We start from the raw sequence: 25,148 nt of genomic DNA, 5'->3' as shown, positions 1-25,148 counted from the left end.
GATGCCGCTGCCCGAGAGACCACCGGTAAGCCGTGTGCGGGAAATCCGCACGCACGGTTTGAACGGGAGTCTTGCCAGAACCATGCGCGGATGGTCGCGCAGAACAAGGTAGGATTTACCAATGCCGCTGCCGCCGTGGAAGCAGCCCGTGGGCGTTGATGCCGTGATCGAAGGCTGGCTCGCCTCCGGGTACGTGCGCCCTTGCCTGACCGCCGATCGGGCCCTGCCCGCGTCCGAGGGCGACTACCGCGAGATCCCCGCCGATCTGCCCGACGCGCTCCGCCGCGCCCTCGCGTCCCGCGGGATCACGCGGCTCTACGCGCACCAGGCCGAGGCGCTCGTGGCCGCGCGGGAGCGCAAGCACGTGGTGGTCGCGACGCCGACGGCGAGCGGCAAAAGCATGTGCTTCCACCTGCCCGTGCTCTCGGCGCTCATGGCCGATCCCGACGCGAGCGCGATCTACCTCTACCCGACGAAGGCGCTCTCGCGGGACCAGGAAGCCGGGGTGCAGAAGCTCATCCGCGACGCGGGGCTCACCATCCCGGCCATCGTCTACGACGGGGACACGCCCGGTGATGCGCGGCGCGCGGCCCGCGAGCGCAGCCCCATCGTGATGACGAACCCCGACATGCTGCACGCGGGGATCCTGCCGCATCACGCGCACTGGGCGCGGACGTTCCAGCGGCTCAAGTACGTGGTGCTCGACGAGCTGCATACGTACCGCGGGGTGTTCGGATCGCACGTGGCGCACGTGCTCGCGCGTGTGCGGCGCGTGGCGCAGTTCCACGGGTCGGATCCGATCTTCCTGTGCGCGACGGCGACGATCGGCAACCCGGGGGAGCACGCGTCGCGGCTGCTCGGGGTGCCGGAGGATCGGATCCGCGTGGTCGGCGAGTCGGGCGCGCCGCGGGGGGCGCGGCGGCTCTTCGTCTACAACCCGCCCGTCGTGAACGCGGAGCTCGGCGTGCGCGCGAGCACGTTGAAGGCGTCGGTGCGCCTCGCGGTGGATCTCATCCGGGCGCGCGTGCCGACGATCGTGTTCGGCCAGTCGCGGAACTCCGTGGAGATCATGCTGAAGTATCTGCGGGATCGCGTGGGCGACGAGGTCGGGCCCGACGCGATCATGGCGTACCGCGGCGGTTATCTGCCGGAGACACGGCGGCGCGTGGAGCACGGCCTTCGGGAAGGAGAGATCCTCTGCGTCGTGGCCACGAACGCGCTCGAGCTCGGGATCGACATCGGCGAGCTCGACGCGGTCGTCTGCGCGGGCTACCCGGGCAGCATCGCGGCGACGTGGCAGCGCTTCGGCCGCGCAGGGAGGCGCGGCGGGACGAGCATCGCGGTGATGGTCGCGAACTCGAACGCGCTCGATCAGTACCTGGCGACGAACCCCGAGTACCTCCTGCGCGGCGAGATCGAGCAGGCGCGGATCGATCCGGACAACACCGAGATCCTGATCCAGCACCTCAAGTGCGCGGCGTTCGAGATGCCGTTCTTGCGCGGCGAGGACTACCGCGGCATGGCGCCGGAAAACACGGAGGCGGCGCTGCGTTTCCTCGCCGGGCACGGCGTGGTGCACGAGTCCGAGGATCGGTTCCACTGGTCGACGGACGCGTACCCGGCGAACCACGTGAGCCTAAGGACCGTGGGCTGGGACAACTTCGTCATCATCGATCGCGCCCAGGGCAAGGTCCTCGCCGAGCTCGATTTCCGCTCGACGCACACGATGCTGCACGAGCAGGCGATCTACCAGCACGACGGCGAGCAGTACCAAGTGGAGAAGCTCGACTACGAGAACCACAAGGCGTTCGTCACGAAGGTCGAGCCCGACTATTTCACGACCGCGATGACGAAGCGAAAGGTGGCCGTCATCGAGGAGAGCGCGCGCGCGCCGCTCGGCCGGGCGATGTCCGGCTGGGGCGAGGTGAGCGTTGTGGAGAAGATCGTCGGGTACAAGAAGATCAAGTTCCACACGCACGAGAACACGGGCTACGGCGACGTGCGGCTGCCGGACATGCAGATGCACACGACGAGCTTCTGGCTGACGGTGCCGGAGGAGGTGTGCATGGAGCTCGGGCTCGGGCGTGCCGCCGCGATCGAGGGGATGCGCGGGATCGCGGTCGCGCTGGAGACGGTCTCGACGCTCGCGCTGATGTGCGATCCGCGGGACCTCGGGCAGACGCTCGGCGACGGCGGCGAGGACGGGGGGTTTGGGGGCGTAGACCGCGTAAGCGGGCGGAGCCCCCAAGCGTCGACTGGCCAGCCGCCGCAAGCGTCGGGCGGGCCGCACGCCGGGTTCGATCCGACGATCTTCCTCTTCGACAACGTGCCGGGCGGCGTGGGCTTGGCGGAGCGGATCTACGAGTCGGCGCACGAGCTCGTGGCGCGGACGCGGCAGCTCGTCTCACGGTGCACGTGCCAGGCCGGGTGCCCGATGTGCGTGGGCGCGACGAGCGGAGACGGGATCCGGAAGAAGGCGGCGCTCGGGCTGCTCGCCTCGATCTTTCACTGAAACGAGGGCGTCAGTCGTCGCGCCCCGCCGCGTCGTCGTCGTCGTCGCCGACGTCGGCGACGCGGGATCGGTCCTTCGTGAGCGGCGGGTAGAGGTTCTCCACGAAGGCCTCGGACACGACCCCTGCGATCCGCGTGTCCATCTCGGACAGGTGGGCGCGTAGCTCCGCGATCGCGAGCTCCAGCGCGGCTTTCAGCGTGCGCTGGCGCGGCAGCGACTCCCGATCCATCACGGCCGTCGCCTCCCCGAGGCGCTCCCCGTCGGAGGCGTGTGGCTTGAACGTCGCCGCGCGGATCGCGCCGCGGTACCGCACGCGCTCGCGCTCCAGGAAGTCGCGGTACGCCTTCACGGCGCCGGAGAGCTCCTGGATGCAGTTGTCGAGCCGCGTGAGCTCTTTGCGCAGCGCCTTCTTCGACTCGCCGTCGAACCCGCTGTGCTCCACGTGTGCGGCCAGCGTCGCGTAGATCTCGCGCGCCCACCGCAGGTGGCGGAGCCCCGAGGCGCCTCGCGTGAGTTTGTCCACGGCTCGTCGCTCCCTTCCTTCAGCAGGGCTTCTTCTTGTTCTTGCCCTTCAGCTTCTCGCGCATCTTCGGGCAGACGTCCTTGATCGTGCCGCTCTTCTCCTTGTAGGCGGCCTTGATCTTCTCGAACTCGTCCGCGTTCTTCTTCTTGAGATCCACCTTCTCGGCCGGATCGTCCTTCACGTTGAAGAAGCGGTAGCCCGCGTCGTCGCCCTCGGCGATGAGCTTGTAGTCGCCGCGGACGAAGGCCCGGCGGCGGTCGTTGTCGCTCGTGCGCGGCAGGTCCATGATCACGTCGCGCTTCTCGGGATCCTTGCCGTAGAGCTCCGGTACGAGGCTCGTGCCCTGCATGGCCGGATCCTTGGGCTGGCCGAACATCTCGAGGATCGTGGGCGCGAGATCGACGCCGCTGCGCGGCTCGTCGATCTGGCGAGGCACGACGCCCGGGGCGCGGATGATGAGCGGCACGTGCGTGAGCACGTCCCAGAGCTCGAAGCCGTGGCGGTACATGCCGTGCTCGCCGAACGCGTCGCCGTGGTCGCTCGAGATGAGGATCGCCGTGCGCTTGCCCCACTCCTGGGAATCGACGAACTCGAAGAGCTTGCCGAGGTGCTGATCGGTGAACGTGACCTCGGCGTCGTACTTGTCGCGCGTCGACTTGCCGTACGGGCCGATGCCGTCGTGCGGCATGTACTGATCGTGCGGGTCGAGGAAGTGGAACCAGGCGAAGAAGCGGCCGCCCGTGTTCGCCTTCTCCGAGAGGATCTTCTTCGCGAGATCGAAGTGCTGCGGGCTCGTGACGTTCTTGTCCGTGGTGTTGTCCACCGAGAGGCCCGGGATGATCTCGTAGACGTCGAACCCCTGCCGGAAGCCGGCCTTCTGATCGAAGTAGAAGTGCGCGTGCGCGGTCAACGTGCGGACGCCGGCCTTCTGCAAGAGCTCGGGGAACATGAGCACGCTGTCGGGGTAGTTGCCGAAGAAGTAGCCGCTGCGCTCGAGCTCGCTCGGGTACCGGCCGGCGAGGAAGCCGCCGAGGCTCATCGCCGTGTACGAGGAGATGGCGTAGAAGCGCGAGTACGAGACCGCGCTCTTCGCGAACTTCGTGAGCACCGGCGCGATGTCGCGGGGGTAGCCGAGCCAGGGCATGTCAGCCCGCAAGCTGTCGACCGTGACCACGAGGACGTTGAGGTCCTTCGGGAGGCCCGTCGCATCGGCGGGCGCGGCCTTCGGGGCTTCGGCGGTCGGGGCGGCCGGCGCCGCGCTCGCGGCAGGTGCGATCGAGACGACCGGAGCTGCGGCGCTCGTGGCCTCCGCGGCAGGCGTCGCAGCAGGCTTCGGGGGCTGGGATTCGCCGTTCTGGGTGCAGGCAGCGGAGGCCCCGAGGAGGGCCAGGAACGCGGTACAGCGCAGAGCAGAGGGCATGGCGCCGGCTATCTACCCCCGTTCGTGCCGGACGGCCGCGAAAACCGCACATTTTGCTGTAAGGGCGCGTATCCTCGCGCGTTCGAGGCAACGCATGAGCCGTTTTTCTCGCTTTCGACTGGGCACTGTTGGTGGATTCCTCCTTCTGGCCTCCGCGGTCCCCCTCGCGGGATGCGCGCGCGGGCCCGACGTACAGAGCGGTCTCGCGCTGCGGCGCGTGGTCATCTACCGCAACGGCGTCGGGTACTACGAGCGTGCCGGGCACGTGGAAGAGCCCGAGGTCGCGTTCAAGGTCCGCACCGAGCGCATCGGCGACTTCCTCGCCACGCTCGCCGTGATGGAGCAGGGAGGGAGCAGCGTGCGCAGCGCGTCGTTCCCGGTCGAGCTCGACAAGGACAAGGAAGCCGACGACGGCGAAGAGGAGGACGAGGACGCCGAGGCCGAGCCGGCCCCCGAGCCGCGTTACGGCGTGCCGATGCCGCCGCAGCCGCCGAAGCCGCCGAAGAAAAAGAAGAAGGGTGATGGGCGCGAGACGGTGCGGCTTTCGCTCGACGGCGAGGAGCACGATCTCGTGGTCGGGTACGTCGCGGAGACGCCGGTCTGGCGGCCCTCGTATCGCCTGGTGATCGGCAAGGGCGAGAGCACCGGCTCGGGGAAGGCGGATCTGCAGGCCTGGGGCATCGTGCAGAACCAGTCGGGCGAGGACTGGAAGGGCGTGCGGCTTTCGCTCGTCGCGGGCGCGCCGCTCGCGTTCCAGGCGACCCTCGACAAACCCGTGGTGCCGCCGCGCCCCGTGGTGACGGATGAAGGCGAGGTGATCGCGTCGGTGCCCGTGGGCGAGACGAGCCTGCCCACGTTTGCGCCGCCGGCGTCTCCGCCGCCGCCGCCCATGCCGATGGACGCGTCGGGCACCGAGGAAGGTGAGAGCCTCGACGGTCTGCTCGCAGAGGCCGAGGCCGCGAAGGATGAGGCGGAAGACGGCGATTTTGCCGCGGGTCGGGGTCGATTGGGGGGGCCGACCTCGTCGACGACGCGAGCGGCGCCCGCGAAGAAGGGTCGCGTGGCGGCGAACTACGGCGGCGGATATCCCGGCACTGGCAGTGCGGCCTCGCAAATGCCGTATCCGACGGAGATGCCGCGCCCGGTGACGCCGTCGAACCCGCGCAACGTGAACGCGCTGGCGGCCGTCGCGATGGAGGGCGGCACGACGCGCTACGATCTCCCCTTCCCCGTCGACATCCCGAACAAGAGCGCGACGATGGTCCTCTTGCTGGCGCAGAGCGTGCCCGGCGAGGCGATCTTCCTCTTCTCCCCCGACGGCGGCGTGCGTGACTCGTTCGCGCATCCGTTCCGCGTCGCGCGCTTCACGAACAACACGAAGGGCATCCTCGAAAAGGGGCCGATCGCGGTGTTCGATGGTGGCGCGTTCCTCGGGCAAGGCATGGTCGATCCGCTGCCGCCCGGGGCCGTCGCCACGGTGCCGTTCGCCCTCGAACGTGGCCTCGCCGTGACCACGGATCGCACGGAGGACGAGCTCAGCGCGCGTCTCGCGAAGATCGAGGCGGGGCAGCTCTTCATCGAGCGCGACTGGGTCTACCACACGAAGTACACGATCAAGAACGGCACGGACCTCGACGCGAAGACGCTCGTGAAGCACGCGCGGATGCCCGGCACGCGGCTCGAAAACCCGCCCAAGGGCACGGAGGACAACGTCGGCACGGGCAGCGCGCTCGTCCCGCAGGCGACGCCGAAGCGCGGGACGAACGTGCTCGACGTGGAGGAGCGTCGCAGCTTCACGCGCCAGGTCGACGTGCTGTCGCAGCTCGCCGACGACGCGGTGAAGGCCTACATGAACGACGCGCGCGCCGACAAGGCCGTGGTGGCGGACCTGAAGAAGACGTGGGAGGCGCGCGGCAAGCTGCGCACGGCGCTCGACGAGCGGAACAAGCTCCAGTCGGAGCAGAACACGCTGGAGCGCGAGAGCGAGCAGCTCCGGCGCAACCTCAAGGCGATCGAGAAGATCAAGGACGACCCGCGGGATACCGTGTCGCGCCAGAACACCGAGAAGATGCGGCAGGACTTCACGGATCGGCTCGGCAAGGCCTCGACGCGCCTCGGCGAGCTCACGAAGCGCCTGACGATCCTCGAGATCGAGGTGAACGAGCAGTCGGTGCGGCTGCGGGATCTGCTCGCCTCGATCAAGCTGGAGAAGGCGCTGCCGACCCCGTGACGCGCGCGTGAGCGGGGGGGCGCCGCGCGGCCGACGCCGCGAGGGCCCCCCTCCCCTCTTTCAGGCCTTCGAGGCCTTCGACGAACCCGGCGAACGCGACGTCCCCGCGTGCGTCCACGTCCGCTCCGCACCGAGCGCGAGCCAGGTCATCTGGATCGTTTGCTCTCCAACGACAGCGCCGACCTTGTCCCCCCACGCGGCGGGCTCGGGCAAGGAGAGGCTCTTTTGCCCCTTCAACCCGTCGAGCGACGCGGGCGGCACCTCGAACGTCGCGATGCCTTCGCTCGCCAGCGCGGCCACGGCCGTGCTGGGGACAAAGGGCGCGACGACGGCGCGGAGCGCGGGCAGATCGATCGTCTTTTCCACGACGGCGCGGACCTCGTCGAGCGAGCGCAGCACGACCACGACGCCGCCCGCGAGGGGCGGACCTCCGGGCGTCGGCGGCACCTCCGCGGGCTTGCCGTTCGCGCTCGGTCGAGACGCGCCTTCGATGAGGTCGAGCACGAGCGGCCCCTTCCACGACGCCGGCGGCGGCAAGGCGGGCGACTTGCCCGCGGCCGCGCCCTCGCCCTTCTTGTCGCGCAGCACGAGCACGTCGTCGGTGGGCAGCGCGCGCGGCACGGTCACGCGCACGGGGCGCTTGAACGAGCGCGGATCGCCGACGGTCCCCGTGGCCACCGCGTACGCGAGCGTCTCGGCCGAGGCCACGACGAATGACGGCACGCCCGGCACGCGCGGGGCGGGTTCCGCCGTGCGCAGCGAGAGCGTCCCCGCCGGCGGCGGATACAACTCGCCCGTCACGACGCGCCGATCGGGCTCGATGATGCGCGCGCCCGTCGCCACGAGATCCACGAGCGCGCCCGACTGCGCGAGGACCTCGAGCACCTGGCGCGACGGCGGCGCCACGAGCAGATCGAGCCGGGAAGGAACACGCTTCGACTTGAGCAGGAGCGCGGCCGCGAGCATGTCGCGGAGGGTCACCCCCGAGTCGCCGCCGAGCACGACCTGACCCACGGGCTTGCCCGCGAGATCCCGGACGGGCCGAACGACGCCCGCCTCGTCCATGAGGAGCGGATCCACCGTGCTGAGATCGAGCGAGACGACCTCTTCGCACGGCGCGCCCGGGTCGGGGACGAGGGCGCGGTGCGCTTTGGAGCGGCGCTGATCCCGGAGGAACACTTCCGTCTTCTCGTCGCTCACGAACAGGGCCGCGGCGGCGCCGACCTGCGGCGCGATGCCGCAGAGCACCGCGCGCTCCGCGACCGAGAGCAGGCGCGCGCTCGGGCCCGCGAACTCCAGCACGACGGGCGCGTGGTGCTCGGCCTCGATGCGCCGCACGATCTCGTCGATGCCCCGGCGCAGGAGCTCGAGCGCCACGTCGCGTGCGCACACGAACGGGCGCACGCGGCCCGAGAGGTGGATCTGCACGCTGCGTGGCGGGCGCACCCAGGTCGAGCCCGTCGCGAGGGCCTGGCCGAGCTGGCTCGGCGAGACCACGAGGGTCAACATCCCGACCCCGCCGACGGGGGCGAGGCGCGCGTCGTCCGTGAGCGCGAGCCTCGCCGGCGCGGCGAAGCGCTCGAGGTGCACGGGCGCGGGGAAGCCGATGCCGCCGCGGGCGATGGGCACGTTGTACGCAGGCAGCTCCGGCGAGACGGCCTGCGGCGCGCCGGCGGCCACGTCGGCGAGCGCGCGCGCGTCGGTCACGCACGTACCGTCGTAGGCCACGGCCATCTCGACCGGGGTCTTCTTCATCCCGGCCGAGAGCGCCTCGCCGAGGGCCCGGTTGGGCGATCGCGAGAGGATGATCTGATCGACCTTGACCTGGACCAGATCTCCTCGGAGCTGCGGATCGGCGGCGCGTCCCGCGAGGATCTTCTGGGGCATCGTGCGGGGGGGATCCCCGGCTCGTGCGCGCATTTCTTTGGGCCGTCCTTCTCGTTCGGATACGTGGGGACAAACCAGGTGCCACCGCGATGGGTCGGTGGGCACGTAGCCGCGACGCACGTTAGCCGCTTGGCGGGACGAGGGTCAAGCGCCGGTGAGGGCGGGCCCGTAGGTGCGGGAATGGACCGGTTGGCATCGGGATGCAAGAGGCAAAAGAGGCTCCCCCGAGACTGCCGGGACGATCGGAGGACGGAAAGAGCGGCCGGACGGACGGGCGTCCTGGGGTGCCAGGCCTCAAATCCGAGGCTCTTTGAACGAACCTCCCCTTTCTTTTTCCCGTCCGCCTCGGGTTTCGCTAAGGTTTCAGCCCATGTTCCAGAGCGTCCTCAAGGAGGTCGTCGAAGGCACCGAGGGTGGCATCGCCAGCCTCCTCATGGATTTCGAGGGCATCCCGGTCGACAGCTACTCGAAGCCCGATGCCCCCTTCGACATCAACACGATCGGCGCGGAGTTCAGCGTCGTCATCAAGTCGATCCAGCGCGCGGCCCAGATGCTCGAGGCCGGTGATACCGCCGAGATCGCCATCGAAGCGGCGAAGGTGACGACGGTCATCCGTGTGCTGAACGAGCGGCACTTCGTCGCGGTCTCCGTGCGGCCAGACGGTAACGTCGGCAAGGCCCGGTACATGCTGCGCGTCAAGGCGCCGGTGCTGCTCAAGGACATGTGAGCACCTCGCCGAAGCGCGTCCTCGTGATCTCGGGGCCGAACCTCGACAGGCTCGGCAAGCGCGAACCTTCCATCTACGGCACGACCACCCTCGACGACATCCACAAGGCCGTCGAGGAGGTCGCGCGGAGAGAGGGCGTCGAGGTCTCGTTCCTGCAATCGAACCACGAGGGCGAGCTCGTGACGGCTATCGGGCGCGCCGCGGACGGAGGCTTTCACGGCATCGTCATGAACGGCGCCGGACTCACCCACACCTCGGTCGTCCTGCACGACGCCATCCGCGCGAGTGGCCTGCCCGTGGTCGAGGTGCACATCACGAACACCGCGGCGCGCGAGCCTTTCCGTCACCACTCGATCACGGCCGGCGCGTGTCTCGGCACCGTCGCCGGCTTCGGTCCCGCGTCGTACGTGCTCGGCTTGCTGGGGCTCGTCTACCACCTGCAGCAGCGTGAAAGTTGACGGCCAGCGTCACGCCCGTGTCGCCCCCGAATCCCCTTCCTTTTTGCCGTCCTTCCGCTAGAAAGCACCCCGACGCTGGCGGGTCGCTTCCAAGGTAGAGCGGCCGCCACCACGCGGGAACGGATCGGCATGAACATCGACCTCAAGCAGCTCCGGACGCTGCTTCGCGTCCTCGAGAAGCGCAACGTCACCGAGTTCGAGTTCGAGGACGAGCACGTGCGTATCAGGCTCGCGCGTGGCGCGGGGGGCGCGCGCGTCGTCGCTTACGAAGAGCGCGCCGAGGTCGCCCCCGCCGCCCCGCCGCCCCGCGCGGTCGCGAGCGAGGCCGAAGGGGGCACGTACGTCACCTCGCCTTTCGTCGGCACCTTCTACCGCTCCCCCTCCCCCGAGGCGCCGCCCTTCGTCGAGGTCGGGAGCCACATTCGAGAAGGCCAGGCGCTCTGCATCATCGAGGCGATGAAGCTGATGAACGAGATCGAGTCCGACTGCGGTGGCATCATCGACGAGATCCTTGTCGAGAACGGCAAGCCGGTCGAGTTCGGTCAGAGGCTCTTCAGGGTCAAGCGCGGGTGAGCGCCGCTGCGGCAGAGAGGTAGGAGCCTTGTTCGGCAAGATCCTCATCGCCAACCGCGGCGAGATCGCGATGCGCGTCGTCCGGGCGTGCCGCACGCTCGGCATCCGCACGGTCGCCATTCATTCGGACGTCGATGCGGCCGCGCCCCACGTGCGGTTCGCTGACGAGGCCGTGTGCGTGGGCCCCGCGGATCCGCGACGTAGTTACCTCAACATCCCGCAGATCATCGCAGCGGCCGAGATCACCGGCGCCGACGCGGTGCACCCGGGCTACGGATTCCTCTCGGAGAACGCCGAGTTCGCCGAGCTTTGCCGTCGTTGTGGCCTGACGTTCATCGGCCCCACGCCCGAGGCGATGCGCCTCTGGGGCGACAAGGTCCGCGCGCGGGAAGCCGCGAAGAGGTTCGGGCTGCCGCTCCTCCCCGGCACGACCGTCCTGCGGGACGGCGAGGACGCCGCGGAGCAGGCCGCGCGCATCGGTTACCCCGTCATCCTCAAGGCCGCGGGCGGCGGCGGCGGTCGTGGCATGCGTGTCGTGCGCGACGACAGCGAGATCCGCCGCGCCTTCGAGACGGCGACGAGCGAGGCGCAGGCGGGCTTCAAGAACCCGGACGTCTACCTGGAGAAGTTCGTCGAGGAGCCGCGGCACATCGAGCTGCAGGTGCTTGGCGACGGCCATGGTCACATCTTCACGTTCGGCGAGCGCGAGTGCTCCTTGCAGCGCCGACACCAGAAGATCATCGAGGAGGCGCCGAGCCCGGTCATGACGCCGGAGAAACGCGCCGAGCTCTCCGAAGTGTGCACCCACGCGCTCGTGGAGACTGGCTACACCTCGCTCGGGACGCTCGAATTCTTGATGGATGAGCGTGGGAATCTCTACTTCATGGAGATGAACACCCGCGTGCAGGTCGAGCATCCGGTCACCGAGCTGGTGACGGGCATCGACCTCGTGGAGAACCAGATCCGCGCTGCCGCGGGGCAAGCCCTCTCCCTGCCGAGCGGCCGCGCCCTCGGTCTCCGCGGGCATGCGCTGGAGTGCCGGATCAACGCGGAAGATCCGCGCACGTTCGTCCCCTGGCCGGGCCTCATCACCGAGTACTTGCCGCCGGGCGGCGGCGGTGTGCGGGTCGACTCGGGCGTCTACGGCGGCTTCCGCGTGCCGAACAACTACGATCCCATGCTCGCCAAGGTGATCACGCACGGCGCCACCCGCGCGGAAGCGATCGCCCGCATGCGCTGCGCGCTCGACGAGTTCGTGATCGGCGGTATCCGCACGAACATCCCGCTCCACCAGGCTCTCCTGCGGGATCCGGACGTGGTCGCCGGCAAGATGTCTACACGCACGATCGAGCGACTACGATTCTAGGGAAAGCACGAACGAGCCGGACAGGCGTGAGCGAATCTCGACGAGTCCCCTTCTATCGTCGGGGTGGCTTCCCCATATTTCATCGCTAAAGACAGCAGTCACGACAGGGACGCGGGTGATGCAAGACGGTCTGCAAGTCGACTTCTCCTCCTGGGTGAACGCCACCTCCGAGCCTTCCGAGCTCGTCCTCGGCGAGCCAGGGTTCGTGTACGCCGATCTCTTCGACGCTGCTCGTCTGGCCGAGCTCACGGGGAGGTTTTACGCGTACTTCGAGGCCGCGGATCCCACGGGGTACGAGCGGTTCTCGAAGTACCGCGCGTGCCAGGGGAGCGGCATGAGCGCCGAGGAGATCTCGGAGTCCTTGCTCGTCGGCGCGCCGCACCTGTCCCGCTTCGTCGCGCGCCTCTTCGGCGTGGAGCGTGAAGTGGAAGCGCTCGCCGCGGGCGCCGAGGAGCGCTCGCCGCTCTGGGCGTTCAAGAAGGATTTCGCGAAGAAGCGCCTCTTCAAGCCGAGCGCAGGCAAGGCCTGGAAAGGCACGGCCGTCGAGGCCGCGCACACGGCGCGACGCGCGCTCACGGCGGTCGGCGCCGAGTCGAGCCGGCTCGAGTGCGGCTCCGAGGTGGAGGAGCTCGCGGTCGCGTCGGCGACGCTCGTGCTCGTCGCGATCGACGAGGTCGCGCGCAAGGCCGCGAAGGCGGGCGGCGCCTCGTGGACGCCCGAGCTGCACGAGCAGGCGGCGAAGGTGCGGGCCGCGATCGCGGCGGATCCGATGCTGGCGCAGGTCGCCGCGGGCGCCGTGGCCGTCGCAGGGGATGCGCCCACGGACGCGGAGGACGGCGCGGTCGTCGCGTTCGCGCTCGACGCGGTGGAGGCGTGGCTCGCGGCGCGGCGCGCCGATCATCACGATCCGGCGCGCCGGTGGGGCTCGCTCAAGGCCCCGGCGACGCTCGATCACAACCAGCTCGTCCAGCTCCGCCGCGCCGACGACAAACTGCCCGAGCTCTTCGTCGGCCCCGAGCACGAGCGGCGGCACCGCGACGGCTTCGTGCTCACCGATCGGCGCGGCAGCGCCCGTGAGGTCGAGAGCGAGGTCGACTACTGCCTCTACTGCCACGACCGCGACAAGGACTCGTGCTCGAAGGGGCTGCGCGACAACAAGACCGGCGCGATCAAGCCGAACCCGCTCGGCGTGACGCTGAACGGCTGCCCGCTGCACGAGAAGATCAGCGAGATGCACGTGATGCGCCGGAGCGGCGACTCCATCGCGTCGCTCGCGCTCGTCTGCATCGACAACCCGATGCTCCCCGGCACCGGTCACCGCATCTGCAACGACTGCATGAAGGCGTGCGTCTTCCAGAAGCAGGAGCCGGTCAACATCCCGCAGATCGAGACGAGCGTGCTCACGGACGTGCTCGGATTGCCCTGGGGCTTCGAGATCTACGGCCTGCTCTCGCGCTGGAACCCGCTCAACGTGAAGCGGCCGCACCCGCGCCCGTACATCGGCAAGAACGTGCTCGTCGTGGGCCTCGGGCCCGCGGGCTACACGCTCTCGCACCACCTCGCGCTCGAAGGGTTTGCCGTCGCCGCCGTCGATGGTCTCAAGATCGAGCCGCTCCCCGTCGAGCTGACGGGCGATGCGACGCGCGCGCCGCGGCCGGTGCGTGACTACAAGAAGCTTTATACCGAGCTCGACGAGCGCATCCTGCTCGGGTTCGGCGGCGTGAGCGAGTACGGCATCACGGTTCGTTGGGACAAGAACTTCCTGACGGTCCTCTACATCACGCTCGCGCGTCACCAGAACTTCCGCGCCTACGGCGGCGTGCGCTTCGGCGGAACGCTCGATCTCGACGACGCGTGGAAGCTCGGCTTCGACCACGTCGCGATCGCCGCGGGCGCTGGCCGCCCGACGATCATCCCGCTCAAGAACAACGTCGCGCGCGGCATCCGCAAGGCGAGCGACTTCCTCATGGCCCTGCAGCTCACGGGCGCCTACAAGCGCTCGTCGCTCGCGAACCTGCAGGTGCGGCTGCCCGCGATCGTGATCGGCGGTGGCCTCACGGCGATCGACACCGCGACCGAGCTCATCGCCTACTACATGATCCAGGCGGAGAAGACGGACACGCGCGTGGCGAAGATCATCGCCGAGCGCGGCGAGGCCGCCGCGATGGCGTCCTTCGACGAGGAGGAGCGCGAGTTCATCCTGGAGCAACGCGCGCACGCCGCGCAGATCCGCGAGGAGCGCGAGAAGGCGCAACGCGAGGGCCGCACGCCGAACCTGCAGAAGCTGCTCGACGCGTGGGGCGGCGTCTCGCTCGTCTACCGCAAGCGCGTGATCGACTCGCCGGCGTATCGCCTGAACCACGAAGAGGTCGCGAAGTCGCTTGAAGAGGGCGTTCGTTACATCGAGAACATGGCGCCGGTCGAGGCGGTGCTCGACGAGCGCGGGCACGTGCGCGCCATGACCTTCGAGCGCCAGAAGGTCGACGAGGCCGGCAAGTGGACCGCGAGCGGCGAGATCGTGGAGCTCGCGGCGCGCAGCGTGTGCGTCGCGGCGGGCACGAGCCCGAACGTGATGTACGAGAAGGAAAAACCCGGCACGTTCGCCTTCGACAAGAGGAAGCAGTACTTCCAGCCGCACAAGGCGTTCGTCGACGAGGCGGGCAAGCTCCAGGTCGAGGCCGTCGCGGATGCGCGCGAAGGGTTCTTCACGAGCTACAGCGACGGCGCGCATGCGGTGAGCTTCTACGGCGACAACCACCCGTACTACGCCGGCAGCGTGGTTAAGGCGATGGCGAGCGCGAAGGACGCATACCCGCACGTGGTCTCGCTCTTCGCGAAGGACATCGAGCGCCTCGGCGAGGAGCCGCAGGCCGCGCGGGACGAGCGGCGGCGCGCGCTCTACACGAGGCTCGACGACGACTTCAAGGCCGTCGTGGTGAAGGTCGAGCGCCTGACGCCGACGATCATCGACGTGGTCGTGCGCGCGCCCGCCGCGGCGCGGAAGTTCGAGCCCGGCCAGTTCTACCGGCTGCAGAACTACGAGGTGTTCTCCAAGGTCGTCGACGACACGCGCCTCGCGATGGAGGGCATCGCGCTCACGGGCGCGTGGGTCGACAAGGAGAAGGGCCTGCTCTCGCTCATCGCGCTGGAGATGGGCACGTCGACGCGCCTGCTCGCCGCGCTCCGCGTGGGCGAGGAGGTCGTGGTCATGGGCCCGACCGGCACGCCGACCGAGATCCCCACGGGCGAGACTGTGCTGCTCGCGGGCGGCGGCCTCGGCAATGCGGTGCTCTTCTCGATCGCGAAGGCGCTCAAGGCGAGCGGCGCGAACGTCGTGTACTTCGCGGGCTACAAGATGGGCCAGGATCTCTTCAAGCAGGAGGAGATCGAGGCCGCGACGGATCAGGTCGTGTGGTGCACGGACGCCGGCGCGGAGATCGCCCCGCGCAGGGCCGAGGATCGTCACTTCCGCGGCAACATCGTGCAGGCGATGAAGGCCTACGCGGAGGGCGCGCTCGGCGGCGAGATGTTCAAGCTCTCGCAGGTGAACCGCATCATCGCGATCGGATCCGATCGCATGATGAACGCGGTGCGCGAGGCGCGGCACGGCGTGCTCGCGCCGCACCTGAACCCGAAGCACGTGGGCATCGTGAGCATCAACTCGCCGATGCAGTGCATGATGAAAGAGGTCTGCGCGCAGTGCCTGCAGCGCTGGGTGGATCCGGAGACGGGCAAGGAGCAGTTCGTCTTCACCTGCTACAACCAGGACCAACCCATCGATCGCGTGGACTTCAAGAACCTGACGGCGCGCCTCCGCGCGAACAGCGCGCAGGAGAAGCTCACGAACATGTGGCTGGATCGGATCCTCGCGAAAAAGCCAGATCACAGGCGTATCTAGGGGCGCGCGCGCCGTGCACCCGCTCGCCGAGAAGGTGCTCGCCCGGGACATGCGTGGCACGGCCCGGGCCTGCCTTCTGGCGGACGATCGCACCGTGGACTACCTAGCGATCCCGAGGTGTTCATCCGATCGCTCGCGACGCGCGGCGCGCTCGGTGGTTTGTCACGCCCGGCGGCGGACGTGATCCGCGTGCTCGACGCGTGGGGCGCGGATGTGATCCTCGTGGAGACGGTCGGGGTCGGTCAGGACGAGCTCGAGATCACGCGCACGGCGGACACGACGCTCGTGGTGATGGCGCCGGGGCTCGGCGACGACGTGCAGGCGATCAAGGCGGGCCTGCTCGAATGCGCAGACGTGTTCGCCGTGAACAAGGCGGATCGCGAGGGCGCGGACGCGGCGGTGCGGGACCTCGAGCTCATGACCGCGCTCGTCGGCGAGGTCGTGAAGGCGGGCGTGCACAGCCGAGGCACGCGGCGGGCACGCTCGACATCCAGAAGCAGGTTAAGCCCGCCCGCTCCCCTTCCCTTTCGCGGCCGCTTTTTTCGGCGCGATCCGCGTCGCGCTGCCCTTCTTCACGGCGACCTTCGCGGCCGCTTTCGTCGCCGCGGCCTTCTTCGTGGCGCCCTTCGTCGTCGCGGCCTTCTTCTTCGGCGCTGCCTCGATGACCACGGTCGGCCGCTTCCTCGGCGGCTTGCGCCCCACGTTCTCCGCAGCGAATGCGCTCGGGCACGCGTCGTTCACCCCGCACGCGGCGCACGCGGGCTTTCTCGCGAAGCAGACCCGCCGCCCGTGGAAGATCAAAACGAGCGACACCATGTTCCAGTCTTCGGGCGGGAACAGCGCGCAGAGCGCCTTCTCGATCGTCTCGGGCTTCTGCTCCGTGGTCCAGCCGAGCCGCTGGGACAACCGCTGCACGTGCGTATCCACCACGACGCCCTCGGGCCGGCCAAACGCGACGCCGAGCACCACGTTCGCCGTCTTTCGCCCGACGCCGGGCAGCTCCACGAGCGCGGCGAGCGTCCGTGGCACTTCGCCGCCGTGCTTCTCCACGAGCTTTTTCGCGAGCCCGACGATGTTCTTCCCTTTCTGGTTGAACATCCCGAGCCGCTCGCGCAGGAGCGCCGCGACCTCGGGGATCGGGGCTTTCGCGAGCGAGGGCGCGTCGGGCCAGCGGGCGAACAGCTTCGGCGTGATCTGATTGACGAGCACGTCCGTCGTCTGGGCGCTCAGCACCGTGGCGACGAGGAGCTGGAACGGGTTCACATGGTCGAGCTCGCAGTGCGCGTCCGGGTGGATCACGCGGAGGCGCCTGAAGGTCTCCTGGGCGAGCGCGCGCGGCTGGTTCGTCACGGTCATGCTGAGTTCCGGGTAGAAATGGCCATCGCCCCGCGATCTCGCTCGGTATGAGCGTCATCGACGGGGCGATGGTTTTACCTTCTGGAACCCCTCGTGCAAACAGGGGTTGCAACTTCGGGCTCCGTCAGGCGATCCGGAGCCCCAAGCGTGGGGCCCGGGTTTGTCTCGGGATCAGCTCACGAACGCACGCTTTCGCGTCTCGTACTCGTCGAGGAGCTTCTCCACGCTGGAGAGCGCGTTCTCGACCGCCTCCTGCACCATCTGGAGCACGGTCGTGGCCGAGCCCTTGAGCGCCTCGTAGTAACGCTGGCGCTCGGTCGAGTGGATGATCGACGGCGGCAGGCCCGAGCGGATGAGCAGGAGGTTCATGAACAGCCGCGCGACCTTGCCGCTATCCGACTGGAAGGGATAGACGCGCAGGAGGTCGTAGTGGGCGCGGGCGGCGATGCGCAGGCCATTGCGGGTCTTGCGCGTCTCGGGATCGTTCAGCCAATCCACGATTTGCCGCACCTTGTAGGCGATCTTGTCCGGCGGCGCATACTCGTGGAAATACAGCCGGTGCTGCGGGATGTCCTTGCGATACTTGACGGTCTTGATGTCTCCCTCTTCCGGATGGAGGATGAGGTAGATCTTCTTGATCACGTCGATCGTAATGGGCAGCTTCTTCTTGCCGTAATCGCGGACGAACTCGATCGCCTCTTTGTGGCGGCGAATGTCGTCGTAGGTCGGCTGAAGGTTCGTGTCCGAGACCGGCGGGGCATACCCGGAGAGCGCCGTCCGTAGCTCCTCGAACGTGTACACGACGCCCTCGAGCGCGCTGTCGTGGAAGATCCACGACATGTCGAAGCGGTCCGTGTAGTTCTTCTGGAATTCCTCGCTCTGCGAGGTCAGGCGCTTCTCGATGACCTCCGAGCGCTCCTCGATGGTCGCGCGGCGCTGCGGGGGAAGGAGCGGCAGCGGGAGTGCCACGACCCGGGGCGCAGGCTCGCGCACCGCGATGAGGCGACCCTCGCGCGGCTTGTCGGCCTTGAGGAGCTTGCCCTCCTTGCCCTTCTTCTTTTCCTTGGCGCCCTTCTCCTTGGCGCCCTTCTCCTTGGCGCCCTTTTCCTTGGCGCCCTTTTCCTTGGCGCCCTTCTCCTTGGCGGCCGGCTCGCGCTCCTCGGCCGGCCTCTCCTTGGCGGCCTTGCCCTTCTCCTTGAGCGGGAGGGCCTTGGCCTTCTCCTTCGGCGCCGGGGCCTGCTCGGCCTCCTTCTCCTTGCGGGCCGCCTTGTCCTTCTTCGCCGCTTTCCCCTTTCGGAGAGCTTCCTTGGCGGCGAGCCGCTCGGCCTTGGCGGCGAGCCGCTCGGCCTCCTCCGCCTCACGCGCGGCGCGGGCCTTGGCGGCGGCCTCGGACTTCTTGGCCTCCTTGGCCTCCCTCGCCTCGCGCGCCTCCCGGAGCTCGGCCTTCTTGCGGGCCTTCTCGACGGCGCGGGCCTTCGGGGCGGGCCGCGCCGGGCGCTTCGGGCGGGCCGGCTTGGCGACGCGCTTCGCCGGGCGAGCCTTCGCGGCCGGGCGCGCCGCGCGTTTGACCTTCGGGAGCGCCGCCTTCTTCTTGCGCGGGATCGCGCGGGCTTGGCGACGCTCGGCGGCGCGGGCGGGTTTGCGCGCGACCTTCTTCGACTTCTTCTTCGCGATCGCGCGCTTGACCCTCTTCTTCGCAGGGCTTTGCGCCTTCCGGACCGGCGCGCGTTTGGCGCGGACGACCGTTTTTTTCTTCGGCTTTGCCGTCGCCTTGGCCTTCTTGGCAGCCACGCGCTTTTTCACCACCGTTGCGCGTTTCGTCGCGCGCGCGGCGGCGGCCTTGCGGACGGCCTTCTTCGCGGCTGGCTTCGCTCGCTTCGTGGCCTGCGCGCGCGGCTTCTTTTTGAGCTTCGCCGCCGCCGTTTTTCGGGGCGGGGCCGCGCGCCGACTCGCCTTGGCTCGGGGAGCTGCCTTCTTCTTGGTGTTTTTGGCCAATTTACGGGTCTTTTTAGCCGCCATGGAGCGTGATTCCAGCGGTCGCTCGGAGAACCCCCCGCGGCGACACGGCACGATGAGTCTGTCGGGCCCCTCGGGCCCCTGCGACGGGGCGTGAGGGTAGCAACCAAGGATTTTGCCCGTCAACCGCTGTTCTTGCACGAACGCCGCGGCCGCGTCGCCTCAATTCGTACCCCCCGGCCCGACAACACGCGAAAAAGCCGCTCGGATCCTCCACGCGACGCTTGGGGCGCCGGGTCGCCTGGCGGCGCCCGTCACCCCAAACCCCGAGATCCGGCCCCCGTTCGCGCGGGGTCGAACGACGCGCTCAGGCGTCGATGTTGATGCCAAGCTTACGACGAATGGCGAAATAGTCCTCGCTGACCGCGAACAGGACGAGCTCCTTGAGGCGCTCTTTTTGCGGCACGGCGCTCGCGGCGTCGTCGGCGGCCTTGATGATTTCCTGGGAAATCTCGAGGTCGTTCGCCACGATGAAGCCCGCGCGGTCGGCCGTGAGGTCGACGCCGGCGACCCACTTCTTCAGGTCGATCGCGCCGGCCTGGAGGAGCTTCGTGACGGCGCTCGCGAGCTCGTCGCGGCGGGCGCCCGTGATCACCGCCTCGATGACCGCGAGGTTCTCCTTCACCGGACCCTCGATGTCCTTGGAGATCGGGAAGTTCGGGGAAATGAGCTTGATCGCGGCGAAGAGCCACGCCCGGAGCCCCGTGCCCGTGGGGACGAGGTACCGGAGGTACATGCCGGGCCGGTAGTACGTGAGGTGGCGGCTCGCGATGAACGCGCCCATCTGCGGGGGGACCTCCGTGGCGAGCGCGGCAGCGCCGAGCACGATCGCGGGATTGTGGGCGTGGAGGAACGAGAGCCCTCCAGGATCCATGGGATTCTGGAAGCAGAGGGGCAAGTCGAGGCCCAGCACGCCGGCCGAGAAGACGATCGTCTGCGAGAGCGGGTACGGGTGCCGCATGAGGTCGATGGCGTAGGCCATCTGGTAGCCGAGCGCCTCGAGCGGCTGGCCGTTCTTCATGATCACCGCCGGCTGGATGACGGCGAAGACGTTCGTGAGGAGCGGGTCGGCGTCGGGGTGCGTGAGGTTCGCGAACCAGTCCTCCTCGCCGAGCGGGACCTGCGCCGCGGCCGCCGTATCCGAGCGCATGCGCTTGAAGAAGCGCTCCTCGTCGGGCTCGGCGAAGCTCATCAGCGTGAGCGCCTGGCAGAGGCAGTACGCGGAGTCGGCGCGCTTCGACTCGGTGTAGAGCTTGCGCAGGAGCTTGTAGGGCTCGGGGCGGTAGGGGTTCCTGCGGAGCAGGATCGACTGCGAGGTCACGGCCTTGTCGAGGTACTGCGCGGGGTCGCTCGCGTAGAGCTTGGCGAGCAGCTCTTCGCGCTCGTGGTTCTCGGGATCGAGCGACTGCGCGGCCTCGTAGGCGTCGATCGCGTCCGCGATGGCGCCGAGCTTGTCCTTGTAGAGCGCGCCGAGCTTCTCCATCGTGGAGAGCACCTTCGCCGTCTCGTTGCGCTCGGTCGCTCGCTCGAGATCGACGCGGACGAGGCGCTCGACGCCCTCCCAGTCGCTCTTCTGCTCGCGGACCTCGATCGCCTCGGCGAGTGCTTTGTCGAGCGAGGGATCGAGCTCGAGGACCTGGTCGTAGTACTCGATCGCCTTGTCCGCGTCGCCGAGCTGACGCCAGCTCACGATCGCGGCGGTGTGCATGTACTTCGCCTTTTGCCGCTTGTCGTCGATCTTGCCGGCGAGCTTGAGAACGACCTCGATGAGCTTCGACCAGTCCTTTTCCTCGCTGTAGAGCTGCATCAGCTTGGTCAGGATCTTCCGATCGTCCGGGCGCTCGTCGAGCGCGGCGACGTAGCTCTTCGCGGCGCGGGTGCGATCGCCGAGCTGCGCGGCCATGATGTCGCCGACGTCGAGGAGCAGCGCGACGCGCTCGTCGCCGCTGACGACGTCGATGCGGCGCATCTTGAGGCGGATGACCTCCTCCCAGTCCTTCTTCGCCTCGTAGAGGCGCACGAGCGCCGCGATCGGCTCGGGTGCCTCGGGCATGAGGTCGGCCGCGTCGAGCAGCGGCAGGACCGCCTCCTCGACCTCGCCGAGCGAGAGCCGCGCCTGGCCGAGGTAGAGCATCGCCTCGGCGCGATCGATCGGGTCGAGCTTCTCGCCGAAGCGGTTCGTGAGATCGACGTAGAGCGCGGCGCTCTCCTTGTACTGCTTGGCGTCGTAGCGGACCTTCGCCGCGCGGCGGATCGCCTGCGGGACGTCGGGCGCGAGCGCGAGGAGCGTGGGCAGGACGGAGACGGCTTTCTCGGTCGATCCGATCTTGCTGAGCGCGTCGATGTAGTGGCTGAGCACGTCGAGCGCGAGGTCCTTCGGCATCGCGTCGGAGCGGTTCGCCAGCGACTCGAAGTGCTTGGACGCCTCGACGAAGCGAGACGCGGTGAATGCGATCTCGCCCGAGACGTAGAGCGCCTTCATGCTCGTCGGATCGAGATCGATCGCCTTCGTCGCGGCGGCCTGCGCGCGATCGGCGTCCTTGAGCTTCTCGTGCAGGAGGAAGGCCATCTCGCCGTAGAGGCGCGCCTTCGCGAGGTTGCCCTCGGCGGCGTCGATCTCGCGGCCGAGGAGCTCGACGGCGCTGGTCGCGTCGCCGCGCGCGAGGTAGGCGGTGCGGAGCGCGGTGGAGGCCGCGACGTTGCCAGGCTGGGCGTCGAGGGCCTTCTTGTAACGCTCGATCGCGCCGTCGCGATCGCCCTTGTCGTCGAGCAGCTTGGCGGCGCGGATCCAGAGATCGGCGCGCGTCTCGGGGGTCGTGGCCTTGACGGCGAGCGACTCGATCGCGGAGAGCGCGGCGAGCGCGTCGCCGCTCGCGGCGCGGACGTTCGCGAGCGATTCAAGCGCGCCGCCGTGCTGCGGGTCGATCTCGATGACCTTCTCGTACGTCTTGGAGGCGCGCTCGGGCGAGCCGACTTGCTCGACGAGGACACGGCCCATCGCGAGGAGCAGGTCGATGCGGCGCTTGTCCTCGGTGACGATGCGCAGGAGGCGCTCGTAGAGCGAGACGACGTCCTCCCAGCGCTCGAGCGCGCGGTAGTGCCGCATGAGCGCAGTGAGCGTGCCTTCGTGCGCCGGATCGATCTGGAGGATCGCTTCGTACGCCTCGGCGGCCTTGCCGTGATCGAGGAACTGCTCGTCGTGGATGCCGGCGAGCCGCTCGTAGAGGTTGATCTTCTGGCGCGGCGTCGCGCTGATCGCGATCTGCTTCTCCAGGTTGCCGACGAGCTCCTTGTAGCGGCCCGTGCGGTTGTAGATGCGATCCAGGCCGCGCAGCGCGGTGAGGCCGTGCGGATCGACGTCGAGCGCGGCCTCGTAGCGGCGCGTGGCCTCGTTGAGGTCGTTCAGTTGATCCTCGTAGAGCTCGGCGACCTTGCAGATCGCCTCGACGCGGGCCTCGCCGCGGAGCGCGTCGGCGCGGCGCTCGAGGATCTTCGCGTAGCCGGCCCAGTCCTCCTGGCGGTGGTAGATGCGGCCGAGCGCCTCGGCGGCTTTGTCGTTGCTCGGATCTTCCTGGAAGATGTGCTCGAAGAGGTCACGGGCGCGCGAGGCGTCGTTGAGACGCGTCTCCAGGACGTCGGCAGCCTCGGCGCGGATCTCGCGGGATCGCTCCGGCGTCGCGGCGCGATCGGCGCGGGTCTGGAGGATCTGGCAGAGCTCCTGCCACTGCTGCGCGCGGCGGTAGAGCTGCGCCATGCCGTCGAGCGCGCCGTCGTGCCCAGGCTCGGCCGAGAGCACGGCCTGGAAGCAAGGCAAGCCCATGTCGGGCCGCGCGATCTTCTCGGAGTACCAGCGTCCGAGCAGGTTGAAGAGCGCGATCTTGGACTCGGTCGACATCTCCGCGCTGGTCGTCGCAGTGCTGAGGATCTGGAGCGCCTCGGCCCAGACCTTCATGTCGCTGCCGGCCGAGCGCTCGAGATCCTTCGCGTAGTCCTGGTTCTCGGGGAGGATGGAGAGCGCCTGCGCGAAGGCGAAGACGCCCTGCTCGATGTCCTCGAGCTCGCGCACGTAGAGGCGGCCGATCTCGTTCAGCGCGCGCGCTCGCGCCGGCGGATCCTGCGCCTTCTCGCTGCGCTCGAGGAGCATCTCGACGACCTCCTCGTGCTTGCCGAGCTGCCGGCGCACGTCTTCGAGCGCGCCGAACGCGACGTCGTCATCCGCGTCGAGCTCGACGATCTGCTCGAGCACGCCCTCGGCCTTCTCCAGATCCTTCGCGACGTTCTCGAAGGTACGGGCGGCGCGGAAGAGGAGCTGCTTCTTCGTCTCCGCGGCCTTGATCTTCTCGCCCGCGCTCTCGCCCTCGTCGACCTCGGAGGCCGCGATGACGAAGGCCTCGGCGACCTTGTGCGGATCGGCGCCGTCACGCGAGGCGCTCTCCAGCGCGAGAGCGGAGTCGTGGTCCGTGGGATCGGCGAGGAGCAGATCGGCGAGGTCGTTGATCTCCTCGTCCGTGTAGGTCTTGCCCTTGGGCGCCTCCTCGGCGGTCTTGGCCTTGGGATCGACGAGGTCGAGCGCGCCGCTCACGCCCTTGGGGCGCGTGCCCGGGTTCTTGTCGAGCAGGCGCGCGATGATCTCGTCGAGCTCCTTGTTGACCCAGCCCTTCGGCGCGACCGTGGACGCAGCCGGCGCCTCGCGGACGAGGTGCGCGGCCGCGACGTCGGCGCCGGTCTCGCCGCCGAACGGAGGCTTGGCCGCGAGCAGCTCGAAGAGGAGGGCGCCGAACGCGTAGATGTCGCTCTGCGTGTCGATCGCGCCGCCGCGGATCTGCTCGGGCGAGAGGGCGCGCGCGAGCGCAGGGACGCCGAACGGCCCGCCCACGATGGCGTCGAGGCGATCGCAGCCAGCGTCGACGAGGTACGCGCGGACCTTGCCGCCTTCGCCGCGGCCGACGAGCACGTTCTCCAGCTTGATGTTGCCGTGCACGACGCGCGCCTCGTGCAGCGCGGCGAGGGCCGAGAGGACGGAGCGGACGATCTCACGCGCCTCGTTGATGTGAAGCGCGCCCGTGCGCGTCACGCGCGCGGCGAGCGGCTGGGCATCGACGGGCGCGTACGCGATGTACGCGTGTCCCGAGGCGACGCCGGCTTCGAGCGACACGGGCAGGCCTTCGTGCTGCACCTTCGCGGCGAGCCGGACGGCCGTGAGGAAACGCTGGAGAGCACGCGGACCGGACGCGGCGTCCTTGCGAAAGACCTTGAGGATCCGCTCCTGGGGCTTCTCCTCGCCTTCGACCTTTCGTGTCGCGGCGTAGACGACGGCGCGCGGGCCTTCGCCGATCTTGCGCGTCACCGTGAACGCGCCGAACGCCTCGCCGGCCTTGATCTCGGCGTCAGCTCCGGTGCCCTTCTTCACGAGCTCGCGCAGCTTCGCGTCAGCCTCGGGCCTCGCAGCGAAGATCGCGTCGAGCAGCGCGCCTTCGGCGTCGTTCTCGAAGCAACGATCCGTGAGCGCGCGAGCGAAGGATGCCTTCGAGACGGCGCCTCCCACCTGGGCCGGATCGAGCCCGAGCAGCTCGCTCGACAGCGCGGTCATTTCATCGAGCGAGAAGAGGCGCTCGAGCTCACCTCGGACGATATCGATCGACATGAAATCTCCTCGGGATCCTTCGCGGGGGCGGCCTCGTCTGGTCAGCGTTCGGTCCAGAAGAACCGACCAGGGCGCCCGCGGCCGGGCGTATGCTAGCCAAAGGTCAGGGCGTTCGCGAAGAACAACCGACCAAAAGCGCGCGACCTTTACGAAGTGCGCGAGCCCGGAAAGTTGACCAGGTGCCCCCGGCCATGGCAGGGAGGGAGACGTGCGTCGACTCACCTTGGCGATCGAGCGGGTTCTGCCGGTCGGGATCCTCGTCGTGGCGGTCATCGGGGTCCCGGTGATGATCCTATCGCCGGAGGGGCTGCCGCGGCTGCGGGGGCTCGAACGGGAGCTCGAGCAGGTGGAAGAGGAGAGCGCGGAGATGCACCGCGAGATCGACGCGCTGCGGGGCCGGGTCGAGCGGCTGCGGGACGATCCGACGGCGGTCGAGCGCATTGCGCGGGACAACCTCGGGCTCGTGCGACAGACCGAGGTCGTCTTCCAGTTTCCCGCGTCGCGCTGAGGGTCCAAGGGGCCCCTCGCCAACATAAAG

14 protein-coding genes and 1 pseudogene are annotated in these 25,148 nt (G+C 68.9%); 9 read left to right on the top strand and 6 right to left on the bottom strand.

Annotated features, from left to right (window positions below):
• Nucleotides 1-121: 121 nt before the first annotated feature.
• Complete coding sequence (locus E8A74_RS41645; RefSeq protein ID WP_136934691.1) at nucleotides 122-2,512, top strand: DEAD/DEAH box helicase; 2,391 nt, start codon at nucleotides 122-124, stop codon at nucleotides 2,510-2,512.
• Nucleotides 2,513-2,522: 10 nt separating this feature from the next.
• On the opposite strand, the gene E8A74_RS41640 is transcribed toward E8A74_RS41645, so the two are convergent.
• Both E8A74_RS41640 and E8A74_RS41635 read right to left on the bottom strand, forming a co-directional pair.
• On the bottom strand, nucleotides 2,523-3,035 hold the full coding sequence (locus E8A74_RS41640; protein WP_136934690.1) for a hypothetical protein: 513 nt from the start codon (nucleotides 3,033-3,035) through the stop codon (nucleotides 2,523-2,525).
• Nucleotides 3,036-3,054: 19 nt separating this feature from the next.
• Entirely contained in the window at nucleotides 3,055-4,455 is a 1,401-nt protein-coding gene (locus E8A74_RS41635) for a sulfatase (protein ID WP_136934689.1), read from the bottom strand.
• Nucleotides 4,456-4,549: 94 nt separating this feature from the next.
• Between E8A74_RS41635 and E8A74_RS41630 the strand changes: the two genes are divergently transcribed.
• Nucleotides 4,550-6,685, top strand: a complete 2,136-nt coding sequence (locus E8A74_RS41630; RefSeq protein WP_136934688.1) for a DUF4139 domain-containing protein — start codon at nucleotides 4,550-4,552, stop codon at nucleotides 6,683-6,685.
• 60 nt (nucleotides 6,686-6,745) lie between these two features.
• Here E8A74_RS41630 and E8A74_RS41625 read toward each other — a convergent pair whose 3' ends face one another.
• Nucleotides 6,746-8,572 carry an aconitase family protein gene (locus E8A74_RS41625; RefSeq protein WP_136934687.1) on the bottom strand — a complete coding sequence of 609 codons (1,827 nt, stop codon included), beginning with the start codon at nucleotides 8,570-8,572 and terminating at the stop codon, nucleotides 6,746-6,748.
• A 370-nt stretch (nucleotides 8,573-8,942) separates the two neighbouring features.
• Between E8A74_RS41625 and E8A74_RS41620 the strand changes: the two genes are divergently transcribed.
• The 6 genes and pseudogenes from E8A74_RS41620 to E8A74_RS55195 all read left to right on the top strand — a co-directional run.
• Entirely contained in the window at nucleotides 8,943-9,299 is a 357-nt protein-coding gene (locus tag E8A74_RS41620) for a roadblock/LC7 domain-containing protein (protein ID WP_136934686.1), read from the top strand.
• Nucleotides 9,296-9,757, top strand: coding sequence for a type II 3-dehydroquinate dehydratase (gene aroQ / locus E8A74_RS41615; RefSeq protein ID WP_136934685.1), 462 nt, complete (start codon nucleotides 9,296-9,298; stop codon nucleotides 9,755-9,757). Before E8A74_RS41620 ends, aroQ begins: the two co-directional genes overlap by 4 nt.
• Nucleotides 9,758-9,892: 135 nt before the next feature.
• Complete coding sequence (gene accB / locus E8A74_RS41610; RefSeq protein ID WP_136934696.1) at nucleotides 9,893-10,330, top strand: acetyl-CoA carboxylase biotin carboxyl carrier protein; 438 nt, start codon at nucleotides 9,893-9,895, stop codon at nucleotides 10,328-10,330.
• Nucleotides 10,331-10,358: 28 nt separating this feature from the next.
• Nucleotides 10,359-11,696: an acetyl-CoA carboxylase biotin carboxylase subunit gene (gene accC, locus E8A74_RS41605; protein ID WP_136934684.1), complete on the top strand. Its 1,338-nt coding sequence runs from the start codon at nucleotides 10,359-10,361 to the stop codon at nucleotides 11,694-11,696.
• A 118-nt stretch (nucleotides 11,697-11,814) separates the two neighbouring features.
• Nucleotides 11,815-15,594 carry an FAD-dependent oxidoreductase gene (locus E8A74_RS41600; protein ID WP_136934683.1) on the top strand — a complete coding sequence of 1,260 codons (3,780 nt, stop codon included), beginning with the start codon at nucleotides 11,815-11,817 and terminating at the stop codon, nucleotides 15,592-15,594.
• A 108-nt stretch (nucleotides 15,595-15,702) separates the two neighbouring features.
• Nucleotides 15,703-16,045 (top strand): annotated as a pseudogene (locus E8A74_RS55195) (methylmalonyl Co-A mutase-associated GTPase MeaB); the annotation flags it as partial.
• Between the two features lie 50 nt (nucleotides 16,046-16,095).
• On the opposite strand, the gene nth reads toward E8A74_RS55195, so the two are convergent.
• From nth to E8A74_RS41580, 3 genes are all read right to left on the bottom strand, one after another.
• On the bottom strand, nucleotides 16,096-16,950 hold the full coding sequence (nth, locus tag E8A74_RS41590; RefSeq protein WP_211365571.1) for an endonuclease III: 855 nt from the start codon (nucleotides 16,948-16,950) through the stop codon (nucleotides 16,096-16,098).
• Nucleotides 16,951-17,121: 171 nt separating this feature from the next.
• Nucleotides 17,122-18,945: a Fic family protein gene (locus E8A74_RS41585; RefSeq protein WP_232379982.1), complete on the bottom strand. Its 1,824-nt coding sequence runs from the start codon at nucleotides 18,943-18,945 to the stop codon at nucleotides 17,122-17,124.
• 328 nt (nucleotides 18,946-19,273) lie between these two features.
• Nucleotides 19,274-24,610, bottom strand: coding sequence for a serine/threonine-protein kinase (locus E8A74_RS41580; RefSeq protein WP_170229770.1), 5,337 nt, complete (start codon nucleotides 24,608-24,610; stop codon nucleotides 19,274-19,276).
• 208 nt (nucleotides 24,611-24,818) lie between these two features.
• Between E8A74_RS41580 and E8A74_RS41575 the strand changes: the two genes are divergently transcribed.
• The gene (locus E8A74_RS41575) at nucleotides 24,819-25,118 is read left to right on the top strand and encodes an FtsB family cell division protein (protein WP_232379981.1); all 300 of its coding nucleotides are present in this window, start codon (nucleotides 24,819-24,821) and stop codon (nucleotides 25,116-25,118) included.
• Nucleotides 25,119-25,148: the final 30 nt, after the last annotated feature.

Origin of the sequence: Polyangium fumosum (assembly GCF_005144585.1) — a bacterium.
Lineage (GTDB): Bacteria > Myxococcota_A > Polyangia > Polyangiales > Polyangiaceae > Polyangium > Polyangium fumosum.
Note: the sequence above shows the minus strand (reverse complement) of the source record. Positions and strands in the feature narration are given on the sequence as shown.